This is a genomic window from Claveliimonas monacensis (assembly GCF_014982975.1).
GTDB lineage: Bacteria > Bacillota > Clostridia > Lachnospirales > Lachnospiraceae > Claveliimonas > Claveliimonas monacensis.
The window spans coordinates 23,132-37,032 of record NZ_JADCKL010000009.1 but is presented as its reverse complement, the minus strand read 5'-3'; the positions used below and the strand labels follow the sequence as shown (position 1 = coordinate 37,032).

9 protein-coding genes and 3 tRNA genes are annotated in these 13,901 nt (G+C 51.5%); 4 read left to right on the top strand and 8 right to left on the bottom strand.

Annotated elements, in window-relative coordinates; translation table 11 throughout:
- Positions 1–30: 30 nt before the first annotated feature.
- The 5 genes from INF30_RS10720 to INF30_RS10700 form a co-directional block, all read right to left on the bottom strand.
- Complete coding sequence (locus tag INF30_RS10720; protein WP_226395179.1) at positions 31–2,460, bottom strand: hypothetical protein; 2,430 nt, start codon at positions 2,458–2,460, stop codon at positions 31–33.
- Positions 2,457–3,626, bottom strand: coding sequence for a class I SAM-dependent methyltransferase (locus INF30_RS10715; protein WP_226395178.1), 1,170 nt, complete (start codon positions 3,624–3,626; stop codon positions 2,457–2,459). The genes INF30_RS10720 and INF30_RS10715 overlap by 4 nt, the downstream gene beginning before the upstream one ends.
- A 93-nt stretch (positions 3,627–3,719) precedes the next feature.
- The gene (locus INF30_RS10710) at positions 3,720–6,341 is read right to left on the bottom strand and encodes a sensor histidine kinase (protein ID WP_226395177.1); all 2,622 of its coding nucleotides are present in this window, start codon (positions 6,339–6,341) and stop codon (positions 3,720–3,722) included.
- 16 nt (positions 6,342–6,357) lie between these two features.
- Positions 6,358–7,053: a response regulator transcription factor gene (locus tag INF30_RS10705; protein ID WP_226395176.1), complete on the bottom strand. Its 696-nt coding sequence runs from the start codon at positions 7,051–7,053 to the stop codon at positions 6,358–6,360.
- A gap of 74 nt (positions 7,054–7,127) precedes the next feature.
- Positions 7,128–7,676 (bottom strand): GH25 family lysozyme, encoded by a 549-nt coding sequence (locus INF30_RS10700; protein WP_226395175.1) that lies wholly within the window; start codon positions 7,674–7,676, stop codon positions 7,128–7,130.
- Positions 7,677–7,728: 52 nt separating this feature from the next.
- On the opposite strand from INF30_RS10700, the gene INF30_RS10695 reads away from it, so the two are divergent.
- The 3 genes from INF30_RS10695 (at position 7,729) to INF30_RS10685 (ending at position 8,443) form a co-directional block, all read left to right on the top strand.
- A complete protein-coding gene (locus INF30_RS10695) occupies positions 7,729–8,136 on the top strand; it encodes a sporulation initiation factor Spo0A C-terminal domain-containing protein (RefSeq protein WP_226395174.1) in 408 nt (135 codons plus the stop codon).
- A gap of 130 nt (positions 8,137–8,266) precedes the next feature.
- Positions 8,267–8,337: transfer RNA gene (locus tag INF30_RS10690), tRNA-Gly, on the top strand.
- A 35-nt stretch (positions 8,338–8,372) separates the two neighbouring features.
- A tRNA-Gly gene (locus INF30_RS10685) sits at positions 8,373–8,443 on the top strand.
- 418 nt (positions 8,444–8,861) lie between these two features.
- Here the strand turns inward: INF30_RS10685 and INF30_RS10680 are convergent.
- Both INF30_RS10680 and INF30_RS10675 read right to left on the bottom strand, forming a co-directional pair.
- Positions 8,862–9,980 carry a YncE family protein gene (locus INF30_RS10680; RefSeq protein WP_226395173.1) on the bottom strand — a complete coding sequence of 373 codons (1,119 nt, stop codon included), beginning with the start codon at positions 9,978–9,980 and terminating at the stop codon, positions 8,862–8,864.
- 250 nt (positions 9,981–10,230) lie between these two features.
- Positions 10,231–12,624: a YhgE/Pip family protein gene (locus INF30_RS10675; protein ID WP_226395172.1), complete on the bottom strand. Its 2,394-nt coding sequence runs from the start codon at positions 12,622–12,624 to the stop codon at positions 10,231–10,233.
- 184 nt (positions 12,625–12,808) lie between these two features.
- Between INF30_RS10675 and INF30_RS10670 the strand changes: the two genes are divergently transcribed.
- Complete coding sequence (locus tag INF30_RS10670; protein WP_076780137.1) at positions 12,809–13,402, top strand: TetR/AcrR family transcriptional regulator; 594 nt, start codon at positions 12,809–12,811, stop codon at positions 13,400–13,402.
- A 279-nt stretch (positions 13,403–13,681) separates the two neighbouring features.
- Here INF30_RS10670 and INF30_RS10665 read toward each other — a convergent pair.
- A tRNA-Lys gene (locus INF30_RS10665) sits at positions 13,682–13,754 on the bottom strand.
- Positions 13,755–13,901: the final 147 nt, after the last annotated feature.

Genomic DNA, 13,901 nt, shown 5'->3' with positions numbered 1-13,901 from the left:
CGTCCTGCGCCTCTTTGTTTTGTTCTGTTCTTATTCTAATGCACTGATAAATGTGCGCCCGCTTCCCGACAGAAGCGTATCCATCTGTTCATAGGAAATGGCCGTCCGATTCCCGGTGGCTGCCTCTATGTAAGTCACATAGGACTGGTCATAGCCGATCAGGATCACACAGCTTCCGTCTCCCGCTATGCCCACCACCGGCATATTTTTATTGACGATGTACAGCATCTCCTCCGTGGTGCACCCTGTCAGATCCAGGGTCTGTCCCCCCAGCACTTCCTGCACGGCGTCCATTGCCATGGCTCCTCCCGCAAGCCTTTCGCGGAGGGTATTGATCGCATCGTCCCGGTCTGTGATGACATACTCCAGATATCGGTTTCCTCTCTCCCAGACGTATTTCTGTTCTTCCGACACGACCACGCCGCTGACTTCGTCGGCCTTCACGACCGCGTCGCCGGCATTGTCATACGAACCCTGAAACCGTCCGGTCCCGTATACGTAGTAGACATCGCCCTGGGCCTTCTCCTCAAAGGCCACCTGGGCCGGCTGCTCGTACAATACCTGCTTGGGCCTTAGCACTTTGGGATTCCTGTCTGCGAGGCCGTCCGCAAAGGTGAGCCTCATCTGTGTCTCTTTCAGATCTGTCACATAGGACTCAAGAGAAATATTGCTCTCCTTTTTCTCCTCATTGCTGGTGATCTGGCTGGCCGCGATCTGCGTGTAGGTCTCCCCGCTCTTCACGACCCGCTCCAGGTTGATCATGCCCCCGGATACTTCCACGCTCAGCACAAAGTCGCTGTCGGACTGGTAGGTCCTCTGCACCTTGTCGGCGCTGCTGCGGATCTCCACCTTATACATGGGGTAGATCTCCTCCCCGGAGACTGTACGGCCCACGTCGGACTGTCTGGACATGCCGCACACAAAGTCCCCGTTCACAAAGCCCAGCGGTCTTACGGCTGCGCCCTCATCTGCCTGTACCGTATAGCTCTCTCCCGTCTCCAGATCCATAACCGTCACTTCCGGGGCTTCGTACAGCGTCCCGTTGGTCTGGTAAGCTGCCAGCTGTCCGTCATCTGAGGTCACATACTGTCCTTCCTCCAGCCCCTCTGCCAGGACGGTCTGCTCTTCCTTTTCCATATCGATCTCATAGAGCGTTCCCCCGGCCAGCACATAGAGCATCTCCCGGTCCACACTGTAGTAGACCAGCTTTCCCAGCTCTTCCGAAGCCACGGCGGCTGACTTATTGCTGGGGATAAACGCCTTCTCGTCAATGTTGTTCTGCTCAGCCTGGTAATAATAGATGGCCGCTCCCACCTCGCCCTCGTGGGCTCCCCGGTTCATGTAGCCATAGACGGCAAACGTGACATTCCCGTCCCCGTCCATCCGAAGGAGCCGGATCTCATGCTCGTCTGTAAAATTCCGGATATCCTTGTTCTCCGAGTCCATAAAACTGAACAGAAGAGAGATCTCGTCCGTTTCCTGGTTGTAGTACCACAGCTCATTTGCCTGGATAAAGGCCACCCGGGTCCCGTCATTGCTGACAAGATAGGGCACATCCGGATCCGTGATCCCAAGGAGGATCCCCTTCTCACTCATCACTGTCCCGGCAGGGTCAAACACCTGCTCCATGGTCCGGTCATAATTCAAAAGATACATGGTGCCGGACACATTTCTCACCCTGAAAAATTCTTTTACGCTGTGGATGTCCTGCTCATTTTCCTCCCCTGCACACTGCACCTGGTATTCCAGGATCACAGAGGTGTATGTAGAGTTGGACTCTGTGATCTTCCATCTCTCTGTCCCTGTCACCTGGGGCTGAAGACCTCCCCATGAGACGTGGTCATAATCTGAATGAATCGTCACATGATAATAATTCGTTCCCTCTTCGCCGGTGGGCTCAAGGGCTGCTCCGACTCCCACATTCTCCACCTTTCCCATGGCATTTACATGGTAGTCGGAAATGTATTTCAAGCACTCTGAAGTAGAGTGGTCTGTCCCATCCACGATCCTTGTGTAGTAGTAGATCTCCTCGCCGTCCACATGGAGGGTCAGGAGAAGAAGCCTCTCCTCTGTCAGGAGGCTGGCATCAAACTGCAGGCTCACAGTCTCCTGGGGCTCATCCACGCTCTCCTTTGAGAGCTGCTCGGTCCCATCCAGAGAGTACACTTCATAGTCCAGGGACTGCACCCGGGCATCGTAGCTCTGGATATGCATCTCCAAAGTCTGCCCGGTCACCGGGATGATACTGTCCCGCATGGTGGACGCATCCATCGCCTGGGTGTACCCGGTCAGATAATTCACCTCATATCCCTGGCAGGAAAAGGACACAGAGGGCAGCGTGGCGCTCCCTAAGTCCGCTGTCATATTGTTGTTTCCTCTGTTTGTCACATAGCTGAACACTATGACCGCCACGACAAAAACGGCGGTCAGTATGCCCGCATGTATCAGGCGTCTCTTCATCTGTCTGCTCCTCGCTCTGTATCTAACAGCCTTCCAAGCGTGGGATGCACGTGCAGCGCCTCCTGGCACGCCTGCAGCTTTTCTTCATTTCTTCCCTTTCTCCCGGTCTTCACTGCCCGGATCAGGATATTTTTCGGCGTGTGTTCCATATCAATAAATTCCAGCACCTGTGTCTCATAGCCCTCCCGCTCCAGGTACTCTGCCCGCAGGGCGTCTGTCACAAGGGCAGCTATGCGCTCTTTGATCAGGCCGTATTTGAGCACCGGTTCCAGGACGTCGCTTTGGATCTGACTGTTCAGCTCGTGCTGACAGCAGGGCACGGACAGGATCACTTTGGCATCCCACCCGACGGCTTTGGCCAGGGCGTAGTCCGTGGCTGTGTCGCAGGCGTGGAGCGTGACCACCATGTCCACCCGGTCCACACCCGTGTAGTTGGCAATGTCCCCCTCCAGGAACTTCAGTTTGCTGTAGCCGTATTTCTCACTCAGCTCATTGCAATGGCGGATCACATCCCGCTTCAGATCCAGACCGATGATCCGGATATCATAATCCTTCAGCTCATGGAGATAGTAGTACATGGCAAAAGTCAGGTAAGATTTCCCGCATCCGAAGTCAAGGATGGTCAGCTCCCTGCCTTCCTGCGCCCTGTCCTCCAGGCGCGGCAGGATGTCCTCGATAAATTCCAGAAAGCGGTTGATCTGGCGGAACTTGTCGAATTTCGCGTGGACCACCTTTCCCTCCCTGGTCATGACTCCCAAATCCACCAGGAAAGGCACAGGCGTCCCCTCCCTGAGGATGTATCTCTTCTGTCTGTTGTGGGACAGGTCCGCCTCTTTTGCCGGCTCCTTCCTGGCCTTCTTTTTCACGGTGACCTTTCCCTTTTTGCTGACCAGCGCCGTGACAGAGGACTGTCTCGTCTCCATCTGGAGCTGCTTCATCTCTTCCATATACACAAGGAGCGCTTCGCAGGCCTCATGGGCCGGCAGGTTCCGATGGAACGCCTGGTTCCCCTTAAACTCCTCCAACTGAAAGAAAAGTGTGCCCTTCTTCATTAAGGGACGCACTTTCACTTTGACCACGCCCCCCTTAGTCCTGGGACTGCTCAGGGTGGCGGAGATAAAATCTGTATTTAAATTTTCTTCAAACAATGTTCTTAAATTTTCCATAGCCATATTATAGCGCAAGATGGGAAATGAGTAAATGGGGACTGGTTTTTTTCAGAAAATACCAGTCCCCATTGCGCTTTCTTGTCTTATGCTTTATTCCGTCTGCCCGGCCCTGCTCTCGGCCGCATGCTCCTCTTTTGTCACCCGCGGGAAGGTGATGGTCACCTTGAACAGGTCTCCGTCCAGGTACAGGTCAAATGTGCCTCCCTGCATTTCCGTCAGAGATTTCGCAATGGAAAGCCCCAGCCCGCTCCCTTCCGTACTCCGGGATACATCTCCCCGGATAAAACGCTCTGTCAGCTCGTCTGCGTCAATGTTCAGCGGCTGCTCAGACACATTTTTCAGGTTAAAGGTTACCGTCTTTTCGCTCACGGTCAGGTCCGCGTAGATCCTGGTCCCCTCCATAGCATATTTGGCAGCGTTGTTGTAGATATTTTCCAGCACTCTCCACATGCGCCGCCCGTCCACATGGATGATGGCTTCCTGCTCCGGCAGGGTCAGCACTTCCTTCAGGCTGCGGGCGCTGAATTTCTCTTCAAATTCTCCGCTGGTCTGCTGGATCATCTCCACCAGATTGATGTTCATGTACTCCAGCGAGATGTTGCCGGAACTCACCTTAGATGCCTCCACCACGTCCTCTGTCAGCGTTTTCAGTCTCTGGGCCTTGGCCTCCAGCACATCCAGATACCCCTGTATCTTCGGGTCTGTAAGGTTCTCCCTCTTTAACAGGTCCACGTAGTTGATGATGGAAGTCAGGGGCGTCTTGATGTCGTGAGACACGTTTGTGATCAGATCTGTCTTGAGCCTTTCATTTTTCATGCTGGCCTCAACAGCCGCATCCAGCCCTTCTCCTATGGTGTTGATCTTTTCTGCCACATCCCTCTGGCCGCCCCGCAGGCCTTCCAGCGGGATCTTGTAGTCCACTTCCCCCGCCGCGATCCGGGAGATCCCTTCTCCCAGCCGGTTCCGTCCTATAACCTGGCGGATCATGTAGACCGCCACCAGCACATCCACTGCCAGCATCAGCAGGACAAACAGGAAGACACTTCCACCGGACTCCAGCACCAGGAAATGGAGGAACAGGACACCCAGAAGCGCCAGCACGATTCGCCACACTTCACTGATATGCTCTGCCACTTTGCGCACAAACCCGCACAGCCACTTGAGGATGCTGTTTTTCCACAGGGTCTTTGCCTTGATCCTTCTCACCAGGCTCAGATAGCCCACCATGAACATGACACAGGTGACCACAGCTATGCCGGACACAAGGACCACGTCTCCAATACTGATCTGGAACATATCCGTGTAATAGTAATCTCCCTCATAGATCGCTCCCCTGAAAGGTCCGTACATATTGGTGGCAAGGTAGCACAGAAGCAGCCATGCCCCCAGCGTCAGCGCTGCCGCCAGCTCTGTCTTGATCCGGTCAAAGACGTTCAGGTGGATTTCTTCATCCCTGGTGGACCGGCCTGCCACAAGAGTCAGCCACACAAGGATGGCCAGAATGCCGATCACTGCCAGGACACCCATCACGATGACGCCCTGTATGGAAGGCGCATATGTCTCGTACATCTGATTTTGATTGTAGTAGGCATCCTGCACCGGGTAGGCGGTGTCGATCCCCACCGCGTAGACGAAGTCCTCTCCGCCGGGTCCCATCTCCTGGACGGTATGCCGCCACTCGTCGCCCCCGATCCCGTTCATATTGCTCTCAAATTCTGCCAGGGTGGGCCGCACGACTGTGTAGCTTCCCTCTTTCTTCAAGGTGTCTATGCTCTGTTCCAGCTTATTATAGTCAGCAAACTCCGCCCGGTTGGTATACACCTTTTTCGCGTTCGTGTCCGCATACAGGTAGGTAAGGTTGGTGTTTCCCTCCTCCCAGGTGTCGGTGATGGATGTATAATTTCCCATCTTTGAGCTGATCATATTCACTGCTGTATCAATCTCCGAAAATGCCTCGCTGAGCTTTCCGTTCCACCGGGGATCGCTGTTCGCGATATCCAGGATCGTCTCTGCACCGTCCGGCGCATAGGCTTCCTCCAGCCAGTACCCGTCATAATTCCAGATGTTCCTGTAGATCACCTGGTTGTTTCCATCTACCACAGTCCCCATGCCGTCTTCCTGGTACAGGGAGCCGCTCTCCAGGTAGGACAGGATGTCCTCTGATGTAGTCGTATCATCTGACTTTGTCATAAAAGACAGCTCTCCGGCTTCGATCCGGCTTTTGAAATCATCATAGTAATAGTAGTCATAGGTTCCGTCCGGCTTCTGGCATACAATGACATTTTGTGTCCCGTTGTACGCATTATTGTAGGCCGCATTGTCCGTCACAGAAACATTACCGCTCTCGATCCTTTTTCCCCAGTCGCTCAGCTCTCCGATGGTGTAGGCCAGACCGTTTATGTTTTCCCCGGTAATGGTTCCCGTCTCACACATTTCCTTGATGTCCACGAGCTTTGTCTCATCCAGTTTTCCGTCTGTCTCCAGCCCATCCTTGTCAGCCACTGCACTTATAATGTTCTGGGAATCCCAGTACACCCGCTGGCCAAATCCCTCTGACTGGCTGTATCCTCCTTCTGACCCGGAGACAATGTCCTGGGCAAGGCCGGGGTAGGCGGACAGCCACACCAGTCCCACCACCGCCAGCACCACCAGGACCTGCTGGATCAGAAGCAGCGCTCCTTTGACAGGAGCCGATCTATACCATTTATTCATACGTTCTCCCTCCTGTTTATATCTTCTCTACCTTGTAGCCTACTCCCCAGACTACTTTGAGATATCTGGGATCCTTCGGATTGATCTCGATCTTCTCCCGGATGTGCCGGATATGTACCGCCACTGTGTTGTCCGCTCCGATGGCATCTTCGTTCCAGATATTCTCATAGATCTGCTCGATAGAGAAAACTTTGCCCTGATTTCTCACGAGAAGCAGCAGGATATTGTACTCGATAGGAGTCAGCTTCACCGGCTCGCCGTCCACAGTCACTTCCTTGAGATCATCATTGATGGAGAGTCCCCCTGTCGTGTATACTGCCGCATTGTTTTCCTTTGCCGTGCTTCCAAGCTGGGTAAATCTGCGCAGCTGGGATTTTACCCTGGCCACCAGCTCCAGCGGATTAAACGGCTTTGTCACATAGTCGTCCGCCCCCACATTGAGTCCGAGGATCTTATCCGCATCCTCCGACTTTGCAGAAAGGATGATAATGGGAATATTGTTCTCTTCCCGGATCTTCAGCGTCGCCCGGATCCCGTCCAGGCGCGGCATCATGACATCGATCACCAGAAGGTCCACATCGTTTGCATTCAACACCTTAAGCGCCTCCTGCCCGTCGTAGGCTTTCAGCACTTCATACCCCTCCTGTGTCAGATATATGTCAATTGCCTCCACAATTTCTTTGTCGTCGTCACATACTAATATTTTTGCCATCTTTATCACCTCCCTTACATATTACAAGAATAGCAGGGATTTTTTAAGAGGCAGATGCGGAATTTCTTAAGAAATTATGAAATCACGCAAGGCGGCCCGTCCCCCTGTATCCAGAGGGGATACTTTTCCCTGAGCCTGCCGTCAAACAGGTTCTCCAGAAAGTCCGGCTCGGTGCCGTACATGGCAGCATATCCCCGCTCCTCCACGCTCTCGCAGAAAGCTTCCACGATCCGGGTGGCCAGCTCCTTTGTCACCGCTACGCCCCTTGACGCCGCATAGCGGACCGTGTCTCTCCCAAAGTATATGCACACCGGGTAGTCCACCTTATAATCTTCAATGGTCTCCAGACACTGCCGGGCCTCCTCCCGGGCCATCCCAGGCGACCAGGCGTAGGACAGCCAGTACACACCGAAGGGTATGCCCTGCCGGGTGCAGCCCTCCGCGTTCCTTCGGAACTGGACGTCAATGCTCCCGCTTCCGAAGCCTGCCCGGATCATGGCCGAGCGCACCCCTGCTCTCTTGACTTCCTCCCAGTCAATATTTCCCTGCGATCCACTCACATCTATTCCAAAAACCTGCACAAGATCACCGTCTTTTACCTTCTTATGATCAATATATGTCATTCTCCCCAAAGAGTTCTCCATTCCGTCTTGTTTTATCGTAGAATGTCGAATAATGTCGTTTATAATTATAAGCGGGCCGCTTTCCGATAATATAACATGTGGAGTTCTGCCAGGCAGGAAGGGAGTTATAGTTATCGCTGAAATGAATGATATTCAATATTTGGTGCGTTCTCTTGGAATTGGTGCGACATATCGCGGATATAGATACTTAATTGTTGCTGTTTCGCTTTGCCTTGAAGACGAAGACTACCTGCTCGGCATCAGCAAATTACTATATCCTAAAATTGCAGAGATCTGCCACACAAGCGCCGGGAGTGTGGAGCGTGATCTGCGCACCGTCATCACTGTTTGCTGGGAAAGAGGAAACAAAAATCTTCTGCAGGCTATTTCTCCCTGCCCTCTGTTCAGCAAACCCACGACTGGTGAATTCGTCGATATTCTCACAGGGCATTTAAGGTAATCGCAGCAATAAGGTCCCTCCTCCCTTCCTGCTTTTCTTTCCCATCCCGGCATACCCCTGATATTTTTACATTGATTTTTTAACTTCCCCTTGCATTTTTTAAATTTATATGATAATATAACATTCGTTCGCGGGTGTAGTTCAATGGTAGAACACCAGCCTTCCAAGCTGGATACGTGGGTTCGATTCCCATCACCCGCTTGATTTTTTTCTAAAAGGTGTTATACTGGAACCATGCAGATATAGTCTATCGGTATGACGCTAGCTTCCCAAGCTGGAAAGGCGGGTTCGACTCCCGTTATCTGCTCTCAGTGATCAGGAAGACAAAAAATGATCAGACATTCCTTCGGATGTCTGGTCATTTTTTGTTGCTCTGTTATCCTATATATTTCTTGATTTTACGCCATTTTCTGCTATAATAAAGGATAATGAATAGAGCGAAAACTTTCGATATTTGTCTTGTTTTTAATTCTAAACACAGCGATTATAAAAACTTAAGGTTCTATTAAGAAACTTTCTGATTTTTTTAGAGACTGCTCATATTTTGGACATATCTGTTCATTATAATAACAGTCAGATAGTTGATGAACAGTCAACTATCTCCCCCCTCATAAAGTAAGACACCACGGCAGAATTCTTTGGTGTTGCACTTTACTCTCATTCCTTTAGATAACTATAACAACGACGAAAACCCGCGGGCCTCATGGCCAGCGGGTTTTCGCTGTCTACAGGATATCTATTTTCAGGACTCTGTCCACAGAGAGCCCGGGGAGATATCGGTACGGGTAGGCTCCCGACTCAAAGAGAAGGTACATCGTCCCTCCGTCCATGCAGATCTGTTCCAGCATATACGGGAGACGGATATCCTCCAGTGCCATCTCATCTGTGTAATCCCTGATACCGTCAGAGACCTGGTATGCCGCCAGCCTTGAAGGAACAATCCCCATGGAATAAGACAGGAAAAGTATATCGCTCAGGAAGGTCATCCCCTGGGCATACCGGGATATTTTCAGGTCCTCGTCATCCGCCACGCCCTGCCGGACTTTTGACGTGCGGTGCTTGATGGGAACACTCTGTATATTTCCGTCATCCTGCACCTCATATTTTTTGATCATGCTGTTCTCCTTTGTAGAATAATATCCCACGTAGAGATACGAAGCGTGATAGGTCATGAAAGAGCTTCTCGGTATGTCCAGTATATTGTTGACATGCAGAAAGCTGACCGGCTCCCAGCTCTCAGAAAAATCATACGCCTCCACGCTTTCCATATCCAGCGCATTCACCTGGGCCACGCCATTCCTGCTCCCACACACCCACAGATTATTGTTCTCGCCATCATACGCAAGACTCCCCACGTGGGCCTTGTTGGGCAGGACGATCTCCTTAACAAACTCATGGGTCTCCTTATCTATCATAAAGACAACAGAGTTATGTGTCTTAGACTGACAGTAAGCGCTGATAAACAGATACTGCTCTGACACAGTGATCCCCTGAGGCGTCATGCTTGTACATATAGAATATTTTCCGTCTCCGTTCGAGGTGAGCGTCCTGGCCGACTCAAGACCGGGTATCACGTACGTCCCGCTGTCAGGCTCATCTGCATGAGCAAGCACCGCCTCCTCGTAAAGCCCGCTGTAGGGCTTCAGACGCTCAGAAAATTCTTCCAGCGTATACATGGAGCTCTCTGTATTTGTGGTAACTGCGTCTGTCTCCGGTTCCACCTTCCCCATATAGCCAAGGATCAGCCCTATATAGCCTGCCGGGATCAGTACGAGCACAAGGCAGACTGCCAGCACTCTTCTTTTCCATCTGGTCTTTTTTCGTTTTCTCCCTTTTCCCTTCATGGTACATCTGCCTTTCTTCCTGCAATTATTATACCTCATTCTGCACAGACTTTTCTCCACAATCCAATAAAAAGGCAGAAAAAAACGCCGCCCCTCTGCTCAATTATTCTCATTATAATAGATTTACTCCGTCTATCCGACCTTAACAGGGCTACTGCTCCGACAATCTCTTCTGCCCTGCAATAGCCCCTGAAAGTTTATTATTCATTTGATACCCGGAACAGTTGGTCCCTTAACGAAACTTCATCCATTATGCCAGTCCTTGCTCTTCCAGCCATACCATCCATGTGTTCCTTCCTTCCCGGATTTTCCGTGCCCGCACAGTGAACTCCAGGATCGTAAGTCCTGTAAATACGAGGAACAGGAGCAACAGGAAAACGAGGCAGCCCCGGATACTCTCCCCGCCGCTTATGGTGCTTCGGAATGCTTCCACCGTATACGTAAACGGTACCCAGTCATGAAGATACGGCACAAATGATCCGGACAGTTCATAGGGATATGTCCCCACGGAACCTGCCAGCTGGATCACCATGAAGATCAGCATCAGGAAGCTTCCAACGCGCCCCAGCAGGCTGGTGAAGAAGTACATCACCGACATGAACGCAAGGGAAGCCGCACACGCTACCAGGACCGTCTTCCCCATTTCCACAGGTGTAAAACCATCGAATATATGCAGTGCACCGATCATAACTACTGCCTGGAGCACTGCCGTCAGATAGAGTACGGATGCCTTGCTGATCCACCAGCGGAAACCGCATTTCATCTGCCCGGCATAACTGGTCAGCGGATACATCAGACTGAACGCGATACAGCCAACCCACAAGCCTACGGACATCATATACGGCGCCATGGCATGTCCGTTGTTGGCCACCTCCGTAATCTTTGTCTCTTCCGTATCTATCGGTGCGGCAAACATATCTGCCGCCTGATCCGATGTATTCGTCTCCAGGATCTGCTCCGCGCCGCTTCCCAGTTCCTTTGACAGCGTCTCCGCGCCTTCCGAAACCTGCCTGATCCCATCGCCCAGTTCGCCGCTGCCGTCAGAGAGTTGTCCCGCGCCGCTGCTGATCTGGCAGGCTCCATCTGTTAGTGTTGCCGCGCCCTCCGTCAACGCTTTGCTGTTCGAGGTAAGCTGTCCGGTTCCGGAGACAAGCGTATCCGTTCCATCTTTCAGCTTCGCGCTTCCTTGTGCCAGCTCTCCCAGACCGCTGTCCAGATCCGCAGATCCTTTCCGGAGCATCGATGTTCCCTTCTGAAGCTGATCTGCCCCTGATGCAGCAGCGGAAATTCCATCCACAAACGCCGGCGCCTGTTCTGCCAATGCGGAAGTGCCAGCCTGAAGCTGCCCAATCCCGTTCTTAAGGGAATCTGCACCACCCTGTACTGCGGAAATGCCGTTCTGAAGATCCGGGATCTCCGATGCGATCTGCGCGCTCCCGGCCGCCGCTTCATCGACACCGTATGTGTAGGCGGAAATGCTTGTGGAAAATATGTCCGCCTGCTGCTGAACTGCTGCGATCTGTGCCCTCACTTCCTCCGGCACACCTTCCTCTCCGGCGAGTGTTGACAGCGCCTGACTGATCCCGGCCGCCCCGTCGCGCAACGACTGGGAACTGGAAGCAGCAGACTGCAGGCCGGAGCTAAGCAGATCTGCACCATTCTTCAGGCCGGCCGCCCCGTCAGACAGAGATGCAATCCCGTCTGAGAGCTGTTGCGCACCGTTACTTAATGAATCCGCGCCGTCATTCAGCACATCCGCCGCATTGGGAAGGGCCGACGCCGCCGCATTCAGTTCGGACAGTCCGGCATTGAGCGCAGTCATGTTATCATCTACATCCACCGCGCCAGCTGCCAGGTCAGAACTTCCTTTCTGCGCACCATTTACACCACTGTCCAGTGCATTTACACCACTTTGCAGCTCTTCTGCCCCTGCTGCAGCTGCACTGACCCCGTCTGTATACTGGCTAATCCCCACTTCCAGTTCCCGGCTTCCCTCCACAAATACTAAGGCACTGTCTGAAAGGACCTGCAGATTGTCGGTAATCGTCTGATTTCCGTCTGTCAGCTGATCCGTTCCTGTTTTCAGTTCACTCGAACCATCCGCCGCTTCCTGCATTCCGCCACCCACTTCCGCAAGCTTGTCGAACAGAACTTCTGTATACGTTTTTGTAACCTCTTCCCGTACTGAGCTCTCCAGTTCCTTCATCGCCGTCTCGCTCATCTTGGACGCGATGTAGTTCGTTCCTGGATTCGTTTCATAAGCCAGCGTCATCTTCTTCGGATGCGCGTCTGTCAACGATGAGGCATGGGCCGAAAATTCCTTCGGTATGGTGATGACCATATAATACGTGCCGTTCTCAAGGCCCTTCTGCGCCTCCGTCTCTGACGGAAACTGAAAGTCCAGAGAATCGTTGTTTTTCAGTTCCTCCATCAATGTTCCACCGATGTCCAGTTTCTGATCTTCATAGGTGACCGGCACGTCATGGTTGATGACCGCCACCGGAAGTTTATCGATATTCCCGTATGGGTCCCACATGGATCCAAGAAAAAGTGTGGTATAGATTGTCGGGATCGCGATGACCGCGACTGTAACAATCAGTAAACTCTTATTTTTGAACAGCCTGTGCCATTCCTGTCTCAGCATTGTCCCCTGTCTCCTTTCTTTTTACAACATTAGTTCTATTAATAGATATTGTGTTGATTTTTTTAACATTATGAATTATAGTAAAATCATAAAAAAGATACAACCATTAATGTAACACTACTCTGTCTGTTAATGGATAAGCAAACGATGCGGTGTCTATTATTTTTAAAGGAGGAAATGTTTCATGTCAAAAAATATGGACCGGCGGGTTCGCAAGACCAGAGCCCAGCTCCGCCAGGGACTTGCCGAACTTCTGAAAGAAAAGAGTTTAAAAGAGATCACGGTCAAAGAACTCGTAGAAAAAGTGGACATCAACCGCTCCACTTTCTATCTGCACTATGCGGACATCTATGACATGATGGAAAAGATTGAAAACGAACTGACTGAAGACATCGAAGATCTGATCCATACCCATCCGGTAAGTCCGTTCAACGAAGACAGCTTTCCGTTCATCGAGGATATTTTTTCCATCCTCGCGGAAAACCGGGATATCTGCGCCGCTCTCCTGGGCCCTAACGGTGACATCTCTTTTCTGCACCGTATTGAAAACATCCTCTCCGAACACAGCCTGAACGCCCTGAAGGAAACATTCCCGGAGAAAATGGATGACCTGACATACTACTACGCCTTCTGCCTCTCCGGCTGTATCGGCCTGGTCAAGGCCTGGCTGTCAGAAGGATCTTCCGTAAGTCCCCAGCATATGGCCGAACTTACATTTAAGCTTATCATGAATGCACTGAGAGGTTTCTATCCGGACTTTTCCGTAAGACGTTCCTGAAATTTACAAAAAATGACAGCAGGTATCTTTCCAGATACATCTGCTGTCAATTCTGCAATTAATTTTCACTATCAACTTGGACTATTTATTTTGCTCGCGACGAACTCGCGACGGATTTCGCGCCACATTTTTGTTTCCCGTCCAATTTTTCTTTTCGCCTTGCTCTGCCTTGTTCTTTTTCTGTCGCAAGCATGGAAACCGCGCAAATCCGCCATTTTGGGCAGAAAAAAACCGCCGTCCCCGCGGCTCGCAATGTCCGCAAAAACAGCGATTTCTAAGTGCGCGATCAGGGGTTCGAACCCTGGACACCCTGATTAAGAGTCAGGTGCTCTGCCAGCTGAGCTAATCGCGCATCTTTTGTATTTCCATCAGGCCATTCCCTAACGCAAGTGATATTATATAACAGTTTCCAGAAGAATGCAAGCTGTTTTTTTATTTTTTCTTCTTTTTTCTTTATATCCGCATATATACTTTATAAAAATATGGCTGCTCATTTTGG

Excerpts from the sequence above, each read along its gene's own strand:
- INF30_RS10720 (WP_226395179.1), bottom strand. The coding sequence starts at position 2,460 with ATGAAGAGACGCCTGATACATGCGGGCATACTGACCGCCGTTTTTGTC.
- INF30_RS10715 (WP_226395178.1), bottom strand. The coding sequence starts at position 3,626 with ATGGAAAATTTAAGAACATTGTTTGAAGAAAATTTAAATACAGATTTT.
- INF30_RS10710 (WP_226395177.1), bottom strand. The coding sequence starts at position 6,341 with ATGAATAAATGGTATAGATCGGCTCCTGTCAAAGGAGCGCTGCTTCTG.
- INF30_RS10705 (WP_226395176.1), bottom strand. The coding sequence starts at position 7,053 with ATGGCAAAAATATTAGTATGTGACGACGACAAAGAAATTGTGGAGGCA.
- INF30_RS10700 (WP_226395175.1), bottom strand. The coding sequence starts at position 7,676 with ATGACATATATTGATCATAAGAAGGTAAAAGACGGTGATCTTGTGCAG.
- INF30_RS10695 (WP_226395174.1), top strand. The coding sequence starts at position 7,729 with ATGTCGTTTATAATTATAAGCGGGCCGCTTTCCGATAATATAACATGT.
- INF30_RS10680 (WP_226395173.1), bottom strand. The coding sequence starts at position 9,980 with ATGAAGGGAAAAGGGAGAAAACGAAAAAAGACCAGATGGAAAAGAAGA.
- INF30_RS10675 (WP_226395172.1), bottom strand. The coding sequence starts at position 12,624 with ATGCTGAGACAGGAATGGCACAGGCTGTTCAAAAATAAGAGTTTACTG.
- INF30_RS10670 (WP_076780137.1), top strand. The coding sequence starts at position 12,809 with ATGTCAAAAAATATGGACCGGCGGGTTCGCAAGACCAGAGCCCAGCTC.